Origin of the sequence: Streptomyces sp. NPDC002088, assembly GCF_040296605.1 — a bacterium.
Classification (GTDB): domain Bacteria; phylum Actinomycetota; class Actinomycetes; order Streptomycetales; family Streptomycetaceae; genus Streptomyces.
Genome location: NZ_JBEOXO010000001.1, coordinates 625,533 through 644,265, shown reverse-complemented (window position 1 = coordinate 644,265; position 18,733 = coordinate 625,533). Strand labels below are relative to the sequence as shown.

Annotated in this window: 12 protein-coding genes, 2 pseudogenes and 1 riboswitch; of the genes and pseudogenes, 7 read left to right on the top strand and 7 right to left on the bottom strand. The window is 70.0% G+C overall.

Annotated features, from left to right (window positions below):
* Positions 1 to 127: 127 nt before the first annotated feature.
* The gene (locus ABT114_RS02975; protein ID WP_351137870.1) at positions 128 to 1,963 is read left to right on the top strand and encodes a glycoside hydrolase family 15 protein; all 1,836 of its coding nucleotides are present in this window, start codon (positions 128 to 130) and stop codon (positions 1,961 to 1,963) included.
* A 116-nt stretch (positions 1,964 to 2,079) separates the two neighbouring features.
* Here the strand turns inward: ABT114_RS02975 and ABT114_RS02970 are convergent, their stop codons facing one another.
* Positions 2,080 to 2,919 (bottom strand): SDR family oxidoreductase, encoded by an 840-nt coding sequence (locus tag ABT114_RS02970; protein ID WP_351137868.1) that lies wholly within the window; start codon positions 2,917 to 2,919, stop codon positions 2,080 to 2,082.
* A 693-nt stretch (positions 2,920 to 3,612) separates the two neighbouring features.
* Between ABT114_RS02970 and ABT114_RS02965 the strand changes: the two genes are divergently transcribed.
* From ABT114_RS02965 to ABT114_RS02955, 3 genes are all read left to right on the top strand, one after another.
* Positions 3,613 to 5,589 (top strand): sensor histidine kinase, encoded by a 1,977-nt coding sequence (locus ABT114_RS02965; protein ID WP_351137866.1) that lies wholly within the window; start codon positions 3,613 to 3,615, stop codon positions 5,587 to 5,589.
* Positions 5,586 to 6,005 carry a roadblock/LC7 domain-containing protein gene (locus tag ABT114_RS02960; RefSeq protein ID WP_351137864.1) on the top strand — a complete coding sequence of 140 codons (420 nt, stop codon included), beginning with the start codon at positions 5,586 to 5,588 and terminating at the stop codon, positions 6,003 to 6,005. The genes ABT114_RS02965 and ABT114_RS02960 overlap by 4 nt, the downstream gene beginning before the upstream one ends.
* Before the next feature lie 120 nt (positions 6,006 to 6,125).
* Positions 6,126 to 6,210: riboswitch (ZMP/ZTP riboswitch) on the top strand.
* 22 nt (positions 6,211 to 6,232) lie between these two features.
* Positions 6,233 to 7,081, top strand: a complete 849-nt coding sequence (locus tag ABT114_RS02955; RefSeq protein WP_351137862.1) for a bifunctional 5,10-methylenetetrahydrofolate dehydrogenase/5,10-methenyltetrahydrofolate cyclohydrolase — start codon at positions 6,233 to 6,235, stop codon at positions 7,079 to 7,081.
* Here ABT114_RS02955 and ABT114_RS02950 read toward each other — a convergent pair whose 3' ends face one another.
* The 3 genes from ABT114_RS02950 to ABT114_RS02940 form a co-directional block, all read right to left on the bottom strand.
* Entirely contained in the window at positions 7,082 to 7,351 is a 270-nt protein-coding gene (locus tag ABT114_RS02950) for a hypothetical protein (protein WP_502987043.1), read from the bottom strand.
* 13 nt (positions 7,352 to 7,364) lie between these two features.
* Entirely contained in the window at positions 7,365 to 7,925 is a 561-nt protein-coding gene (locus tag ABT114_RS02945; RefSeq protein ID WP_351137860.1) for a COG4315 family predicted lipoprotein, read from the bottom strand.
* Positions 7,926 to 8,209: 284 nt separating this feature from the next.
* Positions 8,210 to 10,168, bottom strand: coding sequence for an RICIN domain-containing protein (locus ABT114_RS02940; RefSeq protein ID WP_351137858.1), 1,959 nt, complete (start codon positions 10,166 to 10,168; stop codon positions 8,210 to 8,212).
* Between the two features lie 221 nt (positions 10,169 to 10,389).
* Here ABT114_RS02940 and ABT114_RS02935 point away from each other — a divergent pair.
* Positions 10,390 to 11,271: pseudogene (locus ABT114_RS02935) on the top strand (glycosyltransferase); the annotation flags it as partial.
* A 38-nt stretch (positions 11,272 to 11,309) separates the two neighbouring features.
* Here the strand turns inward: ABT114_RS02935 and ABT114_RS02930 are convergent.
* Positions 11,310 to 11,969 (bottom strand): TetR/AcrR family transcriptional regulator, encoded by a 660-nt coding sequence (locus ABT114_RS02930; protein ID WP_351137856.1) that lies wholly within the window; start codon positions 11,967 to 11,969, stop codon positions 11,310 to 11,312.
* A 149-nt stretch (positions 11,970 to 12,118) separates the two neighbouring features.
* On the opposite strand from ABT114_RS02930, the gene ABT114_RS02925 reads away from it, so the two are divergent.
* Positions 12,119 to 13,366: a YncE family protein gene (locus ABT114_RS02925; protein WP_351137854.1), complete on the top strand. Its 1,248-nt coding sequence runs from the start codon at positions 12,119 to 12,121 to the stop codon at positions 13,364 to 13,366.
* A 97-nt stretch (positions 13,367 to 13,463) separates the two neighbouring features.
* On the opposite strand, the gene ABT114_RS02920 is transcribed toward ABT114_RS02925, so the two are convergent.
* Together ABT114_RS02920 and ABT114_RS02915 are read right to left on the bottom strand one after the other, a co-directional pair.
* A complete protein-coding gene (locus tag ABT114_RS02920) occupies positions 13,464 to 15,323 on the bottom strand; it encodes a cellulase family glycosylhydrolase (protein WP_351137852.1) in 1,860 nt (619 codons plus the stop codon).
* Positions 15,324 to 15,405: 82 nt separating this feature from the next.
* A pseudogene (locus ABT114_RS02915) lies at positions 15,406 to 17,376 on the bottom strand (GTP-binding protein).
* A 220-nt stretch (positions 17,377 to 17,596) separates the two neighbouring features.
* Here ABT114_RS02915 and ABT114_RS02910 point away from each other — a divergent pair.
* On the top strand, positions 17,597 to 18,703 hold the full coding sequence (locus ABT114_RS02910) for an XdhC family protein (RefSeq protein ID WP_351137850.1): 1,107 nt from the start codon (positions 17,597 to 17,599) through the stop codon (positions 18,701 to 18,703).
* Positions 18,704 to 18,733: the final 30 nt, after the last annotated feature.

Sequence of the window (18,733 nt, the reverse complement as noted above, 5' to 3'; positions counted from 1 at the left end):
GCGTGTTCGACCGCGCATCAGCGATGCGCGCTGCCGGCACATGTCGCGTGGGCCGAAGCAGGGTCCGCAGCCTACGCTGGTCGAGGGGGTGCATTCGGGTGAAGGGCACACCGAGAGGAGCCCCCCGATGGACGACTACCCACTGATCGAGAACCACGGCCTGCTGGGTGATCTGCAGACCGCGGCGCTGGTGACCACCGATGGGTCCGTCGACTGGCTGTGCCTGCCCCGGTTCGACTCACCCAGTGTGTTCGGCGCGCTTTTGGACAAGGACAAGGGCGGCCACTGCACGGTCCGCCCGAGCCACGAAACCTACGCCACCAAGCAGTTGTACCTGCCCGACACCGCGATCCTGGTGACCCGGTTCATGACCGAGGCGGGCGCCGGTGAGGTCGTCGACTTCATGCCCGTGACCGGTAGGACGATCACGCCCCGCCACCGACTGGTCCGCATGCTCCGCTGCGTGCGCGGCAGCATGACGTTCGAGGTGGCGATCGCCCCGCGGTTCGACTACGGACGCAAGCCCCACCAGTTGGACATCACCGAGCACGGCGCGGTGTTCGTCGCGCAGGACGGCGAGAAACTGACCGTGCACCCCATCCGCGAACCGGAGGACGAACGCCTGGTGGACGTCCTCACGGCCCGGCGCGACGACCTGTACTGCTCGCTGACCCTGCAGGCGGGCCAGGAGCGCGGGCTGGTCCTGGAGTCGGCCGCCGACGGGCCGCCCAGGGAGATCCGCGTGGCCGAATACCGGCAGCTCTTCGACGACACCGTCACGTTCTGGCGCTCCTGGCTGAACCAGTCGCGATACTCGGGGCGTTGGCGGGAGACGGTGGAGCGTTCCGCGATCGCGCTCAAACTCATGACCTATGCCCCCAGCGGCGCCGTGGTGGCCGCCCCGACGGCGGCGCTCCCCGAGCAACTGGGCGGCGAGCGCAACTGGGACTACCGCTTCACCTGGGTCCGGGACGCCTCCTTCTCCGTGTACGCCCTGCTGGGACTGGGCTTCACCGACGAGGCCAGGGGGTTCATCCAGTGGCTGGGCGACCGGGTCAGGGAGAGTGCCGGCGGCGGCGACTCCGGCCCCCTCAACATCATGTACAAGGTCGACGGCTCCGCCGACCTGGACGAACAAATCCTCGACCACTGGGAGGGCTATGCCGGTTCCGCGCCGGTGCGGATCGGCAACGGCGCTGCCACACAGCTCCAACTGGACATCTATGGCGAGGCACTGGACAGCATCTACTACGCGCATCGGCACGGGTTCCACGCGGGGTACCAGGGCTGGAGGAAGTTGGTGGAGAACCTGGACTGGCTGGCCGACCACTGGAACCAGGCGGAAGAGGGCCTGTGGGAGACCCGTGGCGGCCGCCAGGACTTCACGTACGGCCGCGTGATGTCATGGGTGGCCTTCGACCGCGCGCTGCGGCTCGCCGAGTCGAAAGGCTGGCCGGCCGCGGTCCCGCGCTGGAGTGCCGCTCGGGACGAGATCTACGAGCAGGTCATGGCCAAGGGATGGAACGAAAGCCGGCATGCCTTCGTCCAGCACTACGGCAGCGACGTGCTCGACTCCTCGCTGCTCCGCATGGCGACAGTCGGGTTCGTCACCCCCGGGGATCCGATGTGGGCGTCGACCCTCGACGCCATGGAGCAGGAACTCGTCAGCGACAGCCTGGTCTACCGCTACAACCCCGAGGCGTCCCCCGACGGCCTGCGTGGCTCGGAGGGAACCTTCTCGCTGTGCACGTTCATGTATGTCGACGCCCTGGCCCGCGCGGGGCGAATCGACCAGGCGAGGCTGGTGTTCGAGAAGATGATGGGCTACGCCAACCATCTCGGCCTGTTCTCCGAGGAGATCGACCCCACGGGCCGTCAACTGGGCAACTTTCCACAGGCGTTCACCCATCTCGCCCTGATCGACGCGGCCATCACCCTGAACGCGTCCCTCGATCGCCGGTAGCCGATTCGGTTCAGCCGGCCGGACCCGCGCCGGTCATCGGCAGAGGGCCCAGGAGCACGAGCGACAGGACCGTGGTGTGCATGCGCGTCTCTTGGGGCCCACGCGAGTGAGGCGGGTCAGCCACCGGTGGCGAAGCCCGGGAAGAGTGTCATCCCGCCGTCCACGTAGAGAGTGGTGCCCACGACGTAGTCCATGAGGTCGGAGGCAAGGCCGACGGCCGCGTGGGCGATGTCCTCGGGTTCGCCGACGCGGCCGTAGGGGATCAGCCGCAGGAGATCCTGCTGGGCCTCCGGTGTCTCCCAGGCACTGCGGTTGATGGGGGTCTTGATGGCCCCCGGGGCGACCGCGTTCACACGGATCTTCTTCGGAGCGAGCTCCTGGGCCAGCGTCTGCATCATCATCTGCACCCCGCCCTTGGAGGAGGCGTAGTTGACGTGCCCGGCCCACGGGATGATCTGGTGCACCGAGCTCATGCAGATGATCTTCCCCGCCGCGCGCGAGACTTCGGGGACGACACCCCGCCGCAGGAACTCCTTGGTCGCCTCACGGGCACAGAGGAACTGCCCGGTGAGGTTGACGTCCAGGACCTTCTGCCACTGGGCGAGCGTCATGTCGGTGAACGGGGCGTCGCGCTGCAGTCCGGCGTTGGCGACCAGGATGTCGATCGTGCCGAACTCCTCGACCATCCGGTTCACCATGGCGACGACCTGGCCCTCGTCGGACACGTCGGCCTCGTAGGCCGCCGCCCGCACGCCGAAGGACGTGATCTCCTCGACCACCTTGTCGGCTTCCTCGCGGCCGGCGACGTAGTTCACGACCACGTCGGCCCCGGCCCGGCCCAGAGCAACGGCCGTGGCCATGCCGATTCCGGAGTTCGCGCCTGTGACCAGCGCCTTCTGGCCTTTGAGCAGGTGCGCGGGGATCACCCCCCGCGGTGCGCCCTCGGTGGAACTCACGATGAATCTCTCCTCCACTGCTTGGCCCGGGTCAGCCGGGCCGTGGCCCGGAGGTTCAGGCGCCACACAATCACCGTGGCAGAGCACCGGCACGCCGAGTGCGCCTGTGTTGCGCTGACCGACTTAACATCTTCGCCCGGTCGGAGGCGAGGTCGTCGGCGGGTTCAGCCCAGCCGCTCCACCGGGTGATCACCCACGCTGGGCGCCCTGTGGAAACAGGAGGATGTGGACGGCGGCGGCAATACCGAGACTGATCACCTGTTGAACAGCCCGCACCGTGAAAGGACGCGCGACCGCGACCGCTGCACTGCTTTACGTGGGCGGGCTACGGCTCGGGCTGCGGATCCAGCGCGCGCCCGGGTCAGAAACCGATCCGCGTTTCGCAGGATGTCGCACCCCCAGGCCGGCTTGAGAGGCGGTTCGCGAGTCCGCGGTCACAGTCTCTCGGCCCGCGGCGTGAGGGAGGCGCAACTGAACTTCCCACACGGCCTTACGGGTCGGAAACCGCCCGGCTCGGCGGTCGGACTAGCGTCGTGACGTATGAGGGTGTGGAAGCCACTACGGCCGCTGCTCGGCAGGCTTGGCGCAGTATGCAAGGGCAGGCTGGACAAGGGCGGTTCAGTTCGTCGGCACGATGACCGAACGGCTCCCGGCCGTCGGCCGATGCCTGGCTGGCGCAGCATCAGGGGCCGTGTGGCGGTGGTCATCACGGTCCCGATCTGCCTGCTGCTGACGGTGGCCGGGCTCGCCGTCAACGGCCGCGCCGAGGCCCTCGGCGACGCCCGGACGACGCGTACCGAGGTCGGTCTCAGCCTGCGGGTCCAGGCCCTGGTGCACCAGCTGCAACGCGAACGCGGCCTGACCAACGGACTGTTGGGCGGCGAGGTGGAGTTCCGCCCAACGCTGGCCGGTACGCGCAAGCGCGTTGACACGGCGCTGCGCGGAATGCGTCATGACAGCGCCGTCGAGGGGGTCATCCGGCAGCGCTTGGGGCGCCTCACCGACATCCGCGCCAGTGCCGACAGAGGCACCGCCGACAGGGCTGCGACCCTCACCTTCTACACCACCGCCATCGACGCCCTCAATGCCGTCGACCCGATGACGGAGGCAGCAATGCGCGCCGACCGTCAACTGAGCGACGGACTCGCGGCGTTGAAGGAGCTGGCCGCAGCCAAGGAATCCGTCGCTCTCGAACGCGGGCTCCTCAACGGCGTGTTCGCCGACGGCGCCTTTCACGGCCACGAGTACCTCACCTTCACCGAGGTGCGCGCCACGCGCGTCGCCGCCCTGGCCCGCTTCCAGCAGGTCGCCACCGCACCCCAGCGCGCGGCCCTGAAGCATGCCTTCTCAACCAAGGACGCACAACGCGCCACCGCCTACGAGAGCCGGGCGGAAGGCGCCGCCGACGGCTCCGTGCTGCGTGCCGACGCCGGCACCTGGTGGGACGCGATGACCGTACTCGTCGACGATCTGTACGCCGCCCAGCAGTCGGTCGGTGATGACGTACGGGACCGGGCCGACCGGCTCAGCCACGACGCCGAGACGGGCCTCGCCGCCTGTCTCGTCGCGGGAACGCTCATGGCCGCCCTCGTCGCGGGCCTCGCCGCCTTTGCCTCCCGTTCCCTCACGCGCCCGCTCGGCGCGCTCGCCGAGGCAGCCCACGACGTGGCGCGGCACCGGCTGCCGGCGACCATGGCCCGTATCCAACAGTCACCCCCGGACCATGTGGAGCTCCTCCCGCCGGCGGATGCCCCGGACAACCCCGACGCGCAACTGCTGGGCGGTGCAGCGGAGATCGCCGAGGTCGCGGCGTCCCTGCGACAGGTGGAACACACCGCCCTCCACCTGGCCGCCCAGCAGGCCGGCCTGCGTCGCAACACCACCGAATCGCTCGCCAACCTCGGCCGCCGCAACCAGAACCTCGTGCGTCGTCAGCTCGGCCTCATCACCCGCCTGGAACAGCAGGAACTCGACCCGGACGCCCTGGCCGAGCTCTTCGAGCTCGACCACCTCGCCACCCGTATGCGGCGCAACGCCGAGAGCCTGCTGGTCCTGGCCGGGCAGAATCCGCCGCGGCCCACCGCAGCACCGGCCGACGGCCTGGAAGTGGTCCAGTCCGCCGTCGCCGAGGTGGAGCAGTACCGGCGAGTCCTGATCGCGACCGTGGAGCCGGTGCGGGTGCGCGGGCACGCCGTCGCCGATGTCGCCCACCTCCTTGCCGAACTCATCGAGAACGGGCTGACTTTCTCGCCGCCGACCGAGCCGGTCGAGGTGCACGGCTGGTACGACACCGAGGACGACACGTACTGCTTCGCTGTCGTCGACCACGGCGTCGGCATGTCCGAAGCCGACAAGGAACGTGCCCACGCCCGCTTCGCCGACTCCAGGGAGGAGGCCCTCCTCTCCGCACCCACCCGGTTCCTCGGCCATCTCGTCGTCGGCCGACTCACCCACCGCCTCGGCGAAGGCACCCAGGTCAACCTCTTCGACACCACCGGCGGCGGCCTGTCCGCACTCCTCGCCCTCCCCGGGCGCCTGCTCGCCCCCGCCCAGGACCCCTCCACCGCACCTCCGTCCGCCCGACCCACCGCTGTCTCCTCCCTGCTCAACGGCTTCAGAGCAGGTGTCGCTCGTGCCGAAGCCCGACCCACTCAAGGAGCGTCATCGTGACCACCGCCGTCCAGAGTTTCGGCTGGCTCATCTCGGAGTTCGTACGCACCGCCGACGGTGTCACCGACGCCGTCGCCGTCTCCTCCGACGGCCTGCTCATGGCCGCCTCGGACAGTCTCGGCCGGGATCGCGCCGACCACCTCGCCGCCGTCGTCTCCGGCATCACCAGCCTCGCCCAGAACGCGGCGACGGCACACGGTTTCCACGGCATGAAGCTCGTCATGATCGAAATGCTCGGGGGCTTCCTCATGGTCGGTCGCATCCGCGACGGAAGCTGCCTCGGCGTCCTGGCCGCCGAGGGATGCGATGTCGGCCTGGTCGGCTACGAAATGGCCGTCCTCGCCGACCGCGCCGGCGAACTGCTCACCCCGCAGCTGGTACGCGAACTCCACTCCGCGCCCGTGGCGGCGCGATAGTCGCGGCACGCTCGGGCTCAGGCAGAACAGCACCACGCGGCAAGGCTCAGCACCGCCCGTCCAGGATTCGATTGCACTCCGGGAGCGGGTCCTGAGCCTCGTACGGCCTCGGTTAGGCTGGTGGCGGGCCGTGACTGGCGCTGAGGTGGAGCACCACCGGGGAGCGGCTCCGAAGAAGTCGATGCCGTGCGCCTGGGCGATGAGGTCAACCTGCTCAGGAGTGGATCATGACTCAGGCCCGGCTCATGGACGGCACCGCGCTCGCCCGGCGCATCGTGGAGGAGACCGCCGAGCGCGCGGCCGATCTCACCGAGCGCACCGGTTCGGCGCCCTGTCTGGCGACGGTGCTGGTCGGCGCGGACCCCGCGTCCGTCACGTACGTCCGGATGAAGCAGAACCGCTGCCGCAAGGCCGGCATCGACTCGCGGCACGTGGAACTGCCCGCGGAGACGACCACCGAGGAACTGGTCGGTACACTCCGGGCGCTCTCCGCCGACCCCTCCGTGCACGGCATCCTGCTCCAGCACCCGGTCGGCGACCACATCGACGAGCGGGCCGCTTTCGAGGCGATCGCGCCGGAGAAGGACGTCGACGGCGTGACCTTCGCGTCGTTCGCCACGATGAGCTTCGGTCTGCCGGGCTTCGTGTCCTGCACGCCCGGCGGGATCATGCGCCTGCTCGACGAGTATGACGTCGATCCCGCCGGGAAGCGGGCCGTCGTGGTGGGCCGCAGCGCCATCCTCGGCAAGCCGGCCGGCATGCTGCTGCTCGCCCGGAACGCGACGGTGACGTACGCCCACTCCCGCACCCGGAACCTCTCGGCGGTCGTCCGCGAGGCGGACATCGTGGTCGCCGCCGTCGGCCGGCCGCAGCTGATCAAGGGCACCGACATCAAGCCTGGCGCCGTCGTCATCGACGCGGGCTACAACGCCGGGAACGTCGGCGACGTCGACTTCGACTCGGCCCTGGAGCAAGCCTCGCTCATCACCCCGGTGCCGGGCGGCGTCGGTCCGATGACCATCGCCACGCTGCTGGAGCAGACCGTGGACGCGGCCGCCCGGCAGCTCGGGGTGTGATCAGCGCGTCCAGGCGCGGTACTCCATGACGTCGCCCGCCGTCACGCCGTACTCGGGCTGGTCGGTGGTGAAGGTGGCCTCCAGTCCGAGGACGGTGCCGGTGGCGGGGTCCATGATCAGCATCTGTCTGACGCCGGCGGCCTCGTACACGTACGCCTGACCGCTTCGCCCGAGCCGGTCCGTCACCTGTCCGACGGGCCGCAGCCCCTCCATGTCCGCCGGGACCCAGGTGAGGGCCGCCGAGCGTCCATGGTCGAGCAACTCGGCCACGGCACCGGGGAATTCAGCAGCACTTCGAGGCGGAGTACCTCGCCCTGGCCCACGGCTCGTGGCAGCGAGTCGCGCGGAGCGAGTACGAGCGTGACGTACCGCGGGGGGGCGGCGCCGTCTGCTCGCCGCCTACCTGCTCGGGTGCGCTCTTGCCCCGGCGACAGGTCTGCCGGCCCTGGCCTGGCACACCCCGGCCGGTGATCACGTGCCAGTTCCGGGTCACGCCGTTCGTCTCGGCGGGCTGGGCGTCGCCGGTGAACGTGTAGAGGGGGGAGCCGTCGTAGGTGACCTGATCGCCACTGCCGTGGGGGCGGGCGACCGTAGAGAGCGCGCCGATGCCCGGGGGCAGAGCGAGTACGGCGCCCGGCTCGGTGAGCAGCGGCTTGCGGGTGTCCGTGCACGGGCCGAGACACACCACGGTGCCCGTCCCCGTCTCCGGGTCGTAGCGGTAGAGGGTGGCCGTCGAGGTCGGTGAGAACCCGAGACCTGGTCGGGGGCGAGGCCGGGTTCGTTGGTGTCCCAGCCGCAGGCCCCGTCGACGCCCGCCTCCGACCGCCGCGAACCTGCTGAGCATGCGTCACTCCGCCCGGGTGTCCATCGGCGGTGACCGGCCTGTCCCGCCGGCCCTCATGGCCGGCGGGACGGTGTGATGTCCGGATGATCCATGCGCGTTGCCGCGCGTGGTCCACCCGGACGGGGCAAGCCGGGCTGGGTCAGGACCAAGCAGCCTTGACGAAGTCCAGTGCGGTATCGCGCCCCGTAAGGGGCGCGGGGCTGTGTCGACATGCGGCTACGCCGCGTGCGCGCGACCAGCCCCCACCGGCCCACGGGTTCGTCATCGCGCTTCCAGCGGAGCGCTTAGGTCAGGGTCCACTGCTGGTTGGTGCCGCCGGTGCAGGACCACAGCACCATCTGGGTGCCGTTGGCCGTGCCCGCGCCGTAGGCGTCGAGGCAGAGGCCCGCGTTGACGTTGGTGAGGGTGCCGTCGCTGTTGACGTTCCACTTCTGGTTGTTCTGGCCGTTGCAGTCCCAGATGACGACCTTGGTGCCGTTGGTGGTGCCGAGGTTGTAGGCGTCCAGGCACTTGTTGCCGTACAGGACGAGCTCCTTGCGGGAGGTGTACGTCCAGGCCTGGTTCTGGCCGCCGTTGCAGGACCACAGCTCGGCCTGGGTGCCGTTGGTGATCGTGTTGTTGTAGACGTCGAGGCAGCGGCCGGACTGCTTGCCGACGGCGAGGGCGCCGTTCGTGCCCGGCAGGGGGCGGACCGTGAGGTCGGCGAGCGTGGGGGCGTTGGCGAAGGAGAGCGTGTTCGAGGAGCCCTTGGACAGGGACACCGCGACGGAGACCGTGCCCTGCGCGGAGCCTGTCGGCGGGAAGGAGACCGCCGTCGCCGTCTGGCCGTTGACCTGGAGGGTCGCGGTACGGGCGGTGGAGGCGGTGTTGGTGTAGGCGACGTCGACGACGTTCAGCCCGGTGCTCGCCGCGCTCACGCCGGTGAAGCTGGAGCTGCCGGTGTACGTGCTGCTCGCCGCCTCGGTACCGCCGGTGACGGTGAGCATCACCGAGCCGCCGGCCGGGACGCTGGTGGTGTAGCCCGTGCCGTATGTGCCCACGTTGCTCTGGGCCCACAGATCTCGGACGGTCGCGGAGGCATTGGTGAGGCCCAGGTCGGACCAGCGGACGGTGATGTTCTGTGCGGCGGAGGTGCGGTTGAGCAGGACGACGGCACGTTTGCCGGTCCCGGACAGGACCTTGCCGTACACCTGGAGTCCGGTGGTGTCCTCGGCGACCTTGACGCCCTGGAGGCCGCGCGCGTCCTGGTCCACGGCGATGACCTCGGGGTTCTTGAGGATGGCGGCGGTCTCGGACGTCATCGTCGTCAGGTCGTTGCCGGCGAGGAGGGGCGCGCCGGAGATCGCCCACAGGTTCATGTGGGTGCGGTTCTGGGCGGCGGTGAAACCGTCCATGCCGACCATCAGCATGTCCGGGTCGTTGTAGTAGCCGGTGTGCTGGGCGGTGGGGTGCAGGGTCTGGTCGAAGTTGGACAACAGGTTCGTCATGGACGGCTTGTTGCCGTAGTAGATGATGTCGGTACTGGTGCGCCACATCGGGGCCTGGCCGGGCGCCCAGTTCCAGGGGTTCTCGTTGCCCCAGTTGCAGATGGAGAGGGTGAGCGGGCGCCCCGTGGTGGCGGTGGCCTGGGTGACCGCGTCGCTGATCGACTTGTACGTCGTCGCCGCGTCGAGCCCCTCGGCGTTGCCGCCGCACCAGTCGACCTTCACGAAGTCGAAGCCCCACTGCGAGAACTGGAGCATGTCCTGGTCGTAGTGGCCCTCGCTGCCGCTGCCGGGCGCGGCGGGGCGGCCGGTCGGGTAGTAGTAGCCGCAGCCGTCCTTGCCGGCGTCGGTGTAGATGCCGGCCTTGAGGCCCTTGCTGTGGATGTAGTCGGCGATGGCGCTCATGCCGCCGGGCCACTCCGTCTCGTCGACGGTGATGTTGCCGGCGCTGTCACGGGTGCCCTGCCACCAGCCCTCGTCGATGTTGATGTACTTGTACCCGGCTGCCGGGAGGCCGGCCGCGACGAACGCGTCGACCTGCTGCTTGATCACGCTGTAGTCGATCTTGGCGGCGAAGCTGTTCCAGGAGGCCCAGCCCATCGGGGCGGTGGCGACCGGTATCTGACGGGTCGTCGCGGCCTGGGCGGTGCCGGGCTGGGCGAACAGGAGTGCGGCGGTCACGGTCAGCGCCAGGACGAGGGCGCGTACGACGGCGTCCCTGCAACGCCGTACGCGACTCGATCGCGGTGGGGGATACATGCGGCTCCTTCGGCCGGGAGGGGGTCCAGCCCTTCGAAATATCGAACAAGGATCGGGGGTCCGAACATATTGGCGCGCCGAACGTAGAGCCGCGAGAGGTCGAAGTCAACGGGTGTGACAGGCGTGAAGTCGCCGTTGTACACGGGACGTTCGTGCCACCGGCGCGTAGCGGACCCATAGGCCCTCCAGGCCCCATACTGGCCGTCGTGCGAGTGGCGATCATGACAGCGGGGTCCCCCAGGGCGACGTGGCCCCCTACACCGGGCTGGGGCACGGGCTGATGCGTGCCGGGCACCAGGTCACCCTGGTCACGCACGGTTGCTTCGAGCCGCTGGTGGCAGGCTCGGGGCTCGGGTTCCACGCCCTTCCCGTGGACCCCCGGGCGGAGTTGGAGTCCGCGCGCGGCCGGGGGCTGCACCGCAGTGCGACGGGCATGGGCAAGCTGGTGCGGGTGGCCCGGATGGCGCGGGCGCTGGTCGGGGCGATGACCGACGACCTGGCGTCGGCCGCCCGGACGAGCGACGTACTCCTGCTGTCCAGTTCGCTGGCACCGCTCGGCCACGCCCTCGCCGAGGGACTGTCGCTGCCGAGCGTGGGCGTGTACCTGCAACCACTGGCCCCGACACGGGAGTTCGCGCCCACGGTGCTCGGCGGCGACTCCTGGGGCCCCATCGGAAATCGGCTCGCCGGGCACGGTGTCACCGCGGCCGTCGAGCGGGTCTTCGCGGCCACGGTGCCCGCCGTACGTACCCGGCTGGGGCTGCCCGCCGCCCGCCGCGCTGCGGGCCCGGGAGCGGCAGGGCTGGCCGGTGTTGCACGGCTTCAGCCCGCTGGTGGTACCCCGCCCGCGCGACTGGCGCCCGGGTCTCACCGTGACCGGTTACTGGTGGCCGTACGACCCCCAGGACCAACTCCCGTCGAAACTACGGGACTTCCTGGACGCGGGGCCGCCGCCGGTCTTCGTCGGCCTGGGCAGCGCCACCGTCCCCGACCCCGGCCGACTGAGCACCGAGGTCGTGCGCGCGCTGCGCCGGGCTGGGCTGCGCGGGGTGATCCAGCGGGGCTGGGGCGGCCTCGAGAACGCGTCCCACGACGCACGCTCTGCCGACGTCAGTTCCTCATACAGGTGCACGCGCGAAGGTCAACGTGCCGGGCTCCACCCCACTGACCTGAGGATCCCCAGCAACTGCCGGACCAGCTCGTCGACCACCTCGTCCAGGGTCGCCTCCACCCATCCCGCGCTCCAGTCGTGCAGCAGTCCGTTGACGCTGCCGATGAAGGCCGTCGCGGCGAGCCGGTAGTCGCGGGGGGCCGCCTCTCCGCGTGCCGCGGCGGCCGTCGCCTCGGCGCAGATGAGGTCGACCCAGCGGGCCCGGCGGGCCAGACGCTGTTCCTCCAGGCGGGCGCTGACGCCGATGATCTCGACGAAGGTGATGCGGATGCGGCGTGGGTCGGCGGTGACGTTCGCGGCGTAGGCGCGGAAGATCACGGTGACGCGTTCGGCGAGCGGGCGGTCCTCGGCTCCGGCGACGGCGGTCAGGACCGCTTCCTCCGCCCAGCCGTTGACCTGGAGGTGCAGCGCGGCCAGGACGTCCTCGAGTGTACGGAACTCCTCGTAGAACTGGCGGGTGGACAGCCCGGCGGCCTCGCTGAGCGCCGCCACGGTCGTGGCCCGGTAGCCGGGGGTGCCGCCGAACAGCTGGAGCGCGGCGTCCAGGAATCTGCGACGGCGCTCGGCCTGCCGTTCCTCGGCGGACCTGCCTCCGTAACGGCCGGTCGGCGCCTTGAGCCTGCCCGCCACTGAGCCTCCTTCGTCGAACCCCGGTCAATTTTGTCGTGTACGCAGTCTTGTGGCCAACGGCACCTCTTCCTTACTTTCCAGTAAGTCAAATCTGAACGTGTCCGTTTTCAGATCTGGTTCCAGATTCCCCCACAGAGGAGAGAGCAGTCATGCCGGTCCTCAGACCTCGGCACCTTTGCTCCGTAGCCGCCGCCCTCGTCCTGACCGTCACCGCTCCAGCGACCGCCGCCACCGCCGACAACTCCGCCGCCGCCCTGCGCGAGGTGCTGTTCGTCGGCAACAACTGGGACGGCACCGCGGACGTCATCAAGTCCACCGGCGACTTCGCGAAGATCGGCCGGATCAACGTCATCCCGGACAAGGACGCCAGGATGGCGGAGATCAACGCCGATCCCATCAAGTGGATCTACTTCACGGCGATCCGCAACGGCGTCGGCGAGGGCCACGACCAGTTCGTCGACGACATGTACACCACGCCGGACGGGAAGTCGGTCGTCGTTTCCCGTCCCAGCTTCGCCGACGTCGTCTCCATCGACCTCGCCACCGGCAACATCAACTGGCGATTCCCGGTGTCCGGTTACCGCTCCGACCACATGGCCGTCTCCCCCGACGGCACCCGCGTCGCGGTGTCCGCCTCGATCTCCAACACCGTGCACGTCCTGGACATCAACACCGGCAAACAGCTCGGCTCGTTCGCCACGGGCGACAAGCCGCACGAGAACATCTTCACCAAGGACGGCAAGTACATCTGGAACATGGCCATCGGCGACGTCAACACCGCACTCGACGACCCGGCCTGGGACTGGACGAAGGGCGACCGCCACATCACGGTCGTGGACGCGACGACGTACAAGCAGGTCAAGGTCATCGACGTGCGGCAGCGGCTGGACGCGATCGGCCTGACGAACTACTCGGACGCGGTCCGCCCCGCCGTCTTCTCCCCCGACGAGTCCAAGCTGTACTTCCAGGTCTCGTTCTTCAACGGCTTCTTCGAGTACGACGTCGCCACGGACCGGATCACCCGCACGAAGACCCTGCCGAAGAACCCCGCGACCAGCGAGGACCGCACCACCTGGGTCAACGACTCGCGCCACCACGGCATTTCGATGAGCCCGGACGGCGCCAAGCTCTGCGTCGCGGGCACGATGGACGACTACGCGACGGTCGTCGACCGCACCACTCTCCAGGAGGGCCCGCTCGTCACCGCGTCCAAGCCCTACTGGGCCACGGTCAGCGGCGACGGCAAGGACTGCGTCATCTCCGAGAGCGGCGCCGACCAGGTCACGGCCATCGACTTCGCCACGGGCCAGAAGACGGTGTCGGTACCGGTCGGCGACCACCCGCAGCGCGTGCGGCTCGGGCACGTGGGCGCCGACTGGACCTCACCGAGCAGCTGAGCCGGCCCTCCACCGCCGTCGAAAGGTCCCGCCCGTTCCGTCCCGGGTCCGCCGTGCCGCAGCGCGGCGGGCCCGAAACTGTTCCTGGAGTCGCGTCCTAGCCGACCGTCCGCGCCGCCCACGCCGTGAGTTCGGTGCGGGCCGCGGTCAGCAGGGTCGTGGACGGGGATGTCGCCCCGTTGGTCACGAGGGCGTAGTGCAGGACGCCCGTGTCCGACGCGGTGAGCAGGAGGCGGCGGCTTGCGGTGCCGCCGGGCTCGGCGGCCACGGCGACGGGGGTGGTCTGCGTGTACGCGGGCGGGGCGTATACCGCGCCTAGGTCGGAGACCACCGTCGTCGACGCGGTCGGGAACGACGCCGGGAGGTGCAGTTCGGTCGGCGCGGAACTGCCCTTGGAGCGCCACACCAGAAGCCCGTACTGCCCGGAGCCCACCAGTTGCGCCACGTTCGGCAGCGAACTCGGCACCGGGTTCCAGGTCAGCGTCGTCGAGCCGTCGCGGGAGCGGTCCTCGTAGGTGAAGGCGACCGTGGAACCGGATGTGGCGCTCGGGTAGATGCGGTCCAGGAGCCGGGCGTCCTGACGTAGTGTCACGGTGCCCGAGTCGTCCATGCGTACGGCGGACAGGTCCTCGTCGTTCCAGGCGTCGCCGGAGGTGAGCACCTTGTCGGGGTTGCCGTTCATCAGCTCGTGGTGGCGACCGTTGTAGATGTCCCACTGCCACTGGGAGCCGGAGAGGACCGGACCGGACGTCGCCGGGCTCGACCACCAACTGGCGCCCGGGAGGCGGGAGTCGAGGGCCTGGTACATCGCCTTCAGGACCGTCGGTGCCTTGTCCGACACCGTCCCCGACAGCGGGTGGCCGAACTCGCTGACCACGGCCGTCGTCCCGGCGGCCGAGGCGCGGTCACGGATCGTCCCGAAGTCGGTCGCGTACTGGCCGTCCCCCGCCTTGCCCCACATCAGGATCCCGGAGATGGCCTTCTGATCGTAGAAGTGGGTGTTGAAGACATACCGGGAGCCGAGCGTGCCCGCGTCCAGCAGGCCGCCCTCCTGCTTCTGGGAGTCGATGTTGGCGTTCCAGAAGAGGTTGGGCTCGACGAAAGCGGGCTTGCCCTGCCAGCCGGCCGCGTCCATACCGGCGCGGAACTTCACGTAGAACGGCCAGAGGACGTTCTTCTCCCAGGTGCGGCTGGTCTGGCCCGAGTCGTACGTGCCCGCGTACGGCTCGTTGTAGGGGTCGAAGCCGACGACGCCCGCGAACTCCTCGGCGGAGAGGTGCTGTCTGACGTACGTCATCGTCTGCTGGGCAGTAGTGAGGAAGGCGTCCTGAAGGCCGTAGGTGTTGTGCCAGAAGTCGTAGGACGCGGCCTTGACCGCGCCGTTCTGGGTGATGTTCTGGCCCCAGAAGAGGCAGATCCCGCAGGATTCGTCCGGGTAAGTGCCCGCGTCCACTGCCCACTTGGGAGCGCCGTCGCCCGTGTACCAGCTGTCGTCGTCGAAGAGGTAGCGGGAGTAGAGGTCCTGGTGGAAGTCGGGGTAGACGCGGATGCCGGCGTCGAGGAAGGCGCGCATCTGGTCGGTGGCGGCGGCCAGGTACGCGGTGTCCACCTGGCCGCGGGCCGGTTCGGCGTGGGCCCAGGAGAGCAGGAAGCGGACCGAGTTGCCGCCGCCGAGGGCGCGCAGCGCGGTCGCCGACTTCTTCGCGTCGGCGACCGAGGCGAAGGGGAGGCCGCCGTTCTCCTCCAGTTTGGTCTCGCCGGAGACGTTGTAGCCGCGCAGTACGACCTCGCGGCCCAGGCTGTCGGTGAACCGGCCGTTCGACACGGTCAGTGAGGTGCCGTCGAACCAGAGGGAGTCGGGGACGGTGGCGGCGGTGGCGGACGGGGAGCCCGCCACCGTCAGGAATCCGCAGAGGACAACCAGAACAACGAGCAGACGTGCCCGGATATTCGGCATGTCCACTACAGTCCGATGATTTCAGGACACAGTCAACACCTCTGACTCTGGAGTAAGTTCACTCTCGGCCACCACGAAGGCCTCATCCGCCGACTCTCCGCGTCACGTTCAACAGGTACTCCTTCCGGTTCAGCGGGTTGTGGTCGGTGCGCGTCCGCTCGGGGACCGCGCCGCGCGCGACCGGCGCGTAGTGATCGAAGGCGCTCTCCAGCTCGCCCTCGCCGCGCGTCAGCCCCGGCAGCCGCTGCTCCAGACCGTGCACCTGGGCGGCCGGCACCGCACCCTCCAGGACGCACGAGCCGCCCCGGGTGTCGGTCGTCTGCGGTACGGCCCGCAGCGCGGCCAGCACCGGCAGCAGCGCGCCCAGGGTGTCCACCGGTGCCTTGAGGCGGAAGCGGTGCATCGGCTCGTACACGTGCGTGCCCGCCCGCCGCAGCGCCTCGATCAGGACCAGCGGGGTCAGTCCGCGGAAGTCCGCGCCGGTGCTCGACATACTCTTGTCGAAGCCCTGGTGGGCGTGGCTCTGCCGGGGCGAATAGCCGGAGTGGGTCATGGTGACGGTGCAGTCGGTGACCTGCCAGCCATGCAGACCCTGGCCGAGCGTCTCGCGCACCGTGTCCTCGACCGCCTTGAAGAAGGCGTACGGCATCGCGCCCAGCTCCACCTCCAGCCCGAAGGCGACGCCCGCGCCGACGGGGGCCGGGTCGACGCGCAGGCCGACGGTCGCGAGGAACGGGTTGGCGTCCTACTTGTTGAACTCGACGGCCTCGCCCGTACCGGCCGGCCGCTCGACGCACAGGGGGGTCGTCTCGCGGAAGGCGACGTCGAGTCCGTACTCGTCGGCGAGGGTCGCCTGGACGACCTCCTTCTGCACCTCTCCGTACAGGGACACGGAGATCTCCCGGCGCACCTCGTCGTACCGCAGGTCGATCAGCGGGTCCTGCTCGGCGAGCTGGGTGAGCGCGACGTGCAGGGCCCTGGTGTCCGTGCCCCGCCCCGGGACGACGACGGTTTCGAGGGTGGGCGGGGCGAAGAAGTGCCCGTACGGCTTGCGGGGTACGCCGATCGGGTCGCCGATCCTGATGTCGGCGAGGCCCCACAGCCGGGCGATCCGGCCCGCGGCGACGGCGTCGTCCCGGGAGTGCGTGCCGCGGTCGAAGACGCTGATGCCGGTGACCGTGTCCTCCCGGCCGTCTTCGCCGAAGGCGATCCGGTCGCGGGTGCGCAGCGTGCCGGAGAACATCCGCGCGTAGGCGATCTTCTCCCCCGCCGGGCCCCGCTCGACCTTGAAGACGGTGCCGGAGACGGGCCCGTCGGGGTCCCCGTCGGCGGCGGGCAGCAGTTCCCTGATGCCGGAGATCAGCGCGGGCACGCCCGCTCCGGTCATGGCCGAGCCGAAGTACACCGGGTGTACGTGGGCCTGCCGGGTCTGGGCGACAAGGGCCGCGCGCAGGAGGTCGTGACCGACGGCGTCCTCGATGTACGCGGAGAGCAGGGCGTCGTCGTGGTCGGCGAGGACGTCGAGCGCACCCGGGTCGAGGCCGGGCGTGAAGCCGGCCTCGCGGGTGCCGAGCCCGGTGGTGCGTCCCATCGGTACGACCGCTGCCGAGAGGCGTTCGGACAGGGCTCGTACGACGTCCGTGTCGCGGGCCCCACGTCGGTCGATCTTGTTGACGAACACCAGCGTGGGGATGCGCAGCCGGCGCAGGGTCCGCATCAGCACGCGCGTCTGCGCCTGGACGCCCTCGACGGCCGAGACGACGAGCACGGCGCCGTCGAGGACGCCGAGCACCCGTTCCACCTCGGCGATGAAGTCGGGGTGGCCGGGAGTGTCGATGAGGTTGACGGTCACGTCGTCGACCGGGAAGGAGACGACGGCGGACTTGATGGTGATGCCGCGCTGCCGCTCCAGCGCGAGCGTGTCGGTCTGTGTGCTGCCGGCGTCGACGCTGCCGATCTCGTCGATGACCCCGACCGTGTGCAGCAGTCGTTCGGTCAGACTGGTCTTACCCGCGTCGACGTGCGCGAGAATGCCGAGATTGAGCAAGTGCACGAGGCGTCATGTCCTTTGAAGAGTGGGTCATTCCTTCCGGGATGGACATGAACGGTGCGCGCATTGCTGCTCCTGGATCTTCCGGTGACGGGTCCCTCGCAGTGCAGCAGACCGGCGGGCGGCACGGCAACGGATTAACGCTCGACAAGGGGAGCGTGGCGATTCGAAAGCGCCCGCCAGACGGGTGCGACGCTTGCGGCGGCGGTGAGAGGAGCCGACGATGCGTGACATTCTCCCGGTGCTGAACGGCTGGTACACGGCCGGTGCGCCGTTCGGTCTCGCCACCGTGGTCGCGGTCAGCCGCAGCGCGCCGCGCGATCCGGGCGCCGCCATGGCCGTCGGGCCGGACGACGAGATCGTGGGCAGTGTGTCGGGGGGCTGTGTGGAGAGCGCGGTGTTCGAACTCGCCCAGGAGGTCGTGGCGAGCGGGAAGGCACGGCTGGAGACCTTCGGCTACAGCGACGAGGACGCGTTCGCGGTCGGGCTGACCTGCGGCGGTGAGATCACCGTGCTGGTGCGGCCCGTCTCCCGCGCGCTCGACCCGGCCTTCGGCGAGGTCGCCGAGTCCGTCGCAGCGGGACGCCCGGTGACCGTGGCGACGGTGACCGACGGACCCGCACCGCGCGGGGCCACCCTCGCCGTCTGGCCGGACCGCGTCTCCGGCACGCTGGGCACGCCGGGCCTGGACGTGGCGATCACCGCCGACGCGCGCGGCGAACTCGCGCTCGGCGCCACCGGCGTACGGCACTACGGGCCGCGCGGGGAGCGGCGCGAGGACGCCGTCTCCGTGTTCCTGCACTCCTTCGCGCCGCCGCCGCGCATGCTGGTCTTTGGCGCGATCGACTACGCGGCGGCCGTCGCCCGTATCGGCGACTTCCTCGGCTACCGGGTCACGGTGTGCGACGCCCGCCCCGCCTTCGCCACACCCAGGCGCTTCCCCGCGGGCGTCGAGGTGGTCGTGGACTGGCCGCACCGCTATCTGCGGGGCACCGACACCGACGAGCGCACGGTGATCTGCGTCCTGACCCACGACCCGAAGTTCGACGTACCGCTGCTGGAGGAGGCGCTGCGCCGGCCGGCCGCGTACATCGGGGCGATGGGCAGCCGCCGTACGCACGACGACCGGATGAAGCGGCTCGTCGAGGCGGGCCTCACGGAGCGCGAACTGTCCCGGCTGCGCTCGCCCGTCGGGCTCGACCTCGGGGCCCGTACGCCCGAGGAGGTGGCGGTGTCCGTCGCCGCCGAGATCGTCTCGGTGCGCTGGGGCGGCAGCGGCGCTCCGCTGACGACGACGGCGGGAGCCGTCCACCCACCCGTGTCACTGTGAGGGCGTACGGCGCTGTCAGGCGCCGCGCCG

Coding starts and splice junctions, on each gene's coding strand:
- ABT114_RS02955 (WP_351137862.1), top strand. CDS start 6,233: ATGACTCAGGCCCGGCTCATGGACGGCACCGCGCTCGCCCGGCGCATC.
- ABT114_RS02910 (WP_351137850.1), top strand. CDS start 17,597: ATGCGTGACATTCTCCCGGTGCTGAACGGCTGGTACACGGCCGGTGCG.
- ABT114_RS02925 (WP_351137854.1), top strand. CDS start 12,119: ATGCCGGTCCTCAGACCTCGGCACCTTTGCTCCGTAGCCGCCGCCCTC.
- ABT114_RS02940 (WP_351137858.1), bottom strand. CDS start 10,168: ATGTATCCCCCACCGCGATCGAGTCGCGTACGGCGTTGCAGGGACGCC.
- ABT114_RS02975 (WP_351137870.1), top strand. CDS start 128: ATGGACGACTACCCACTGATCGAGAACCACGGCCTGCTGGGTGATCTG.
- ABT114_RS02920 (WP_351137852.1), bottom strand. CDS start 15,323: ATGCCGAATATCCGGGCACGTCTGCTCGTTGTTCTGGTTGTCCTCTGC.
- ABT114_RS02945 (WP_351137860.1), bottom strand. CDS start 7,925: ATGCTCAGCAGGTTCGCGGCGGTCGGAGGCGGGCGTCGACGGGGCCTG.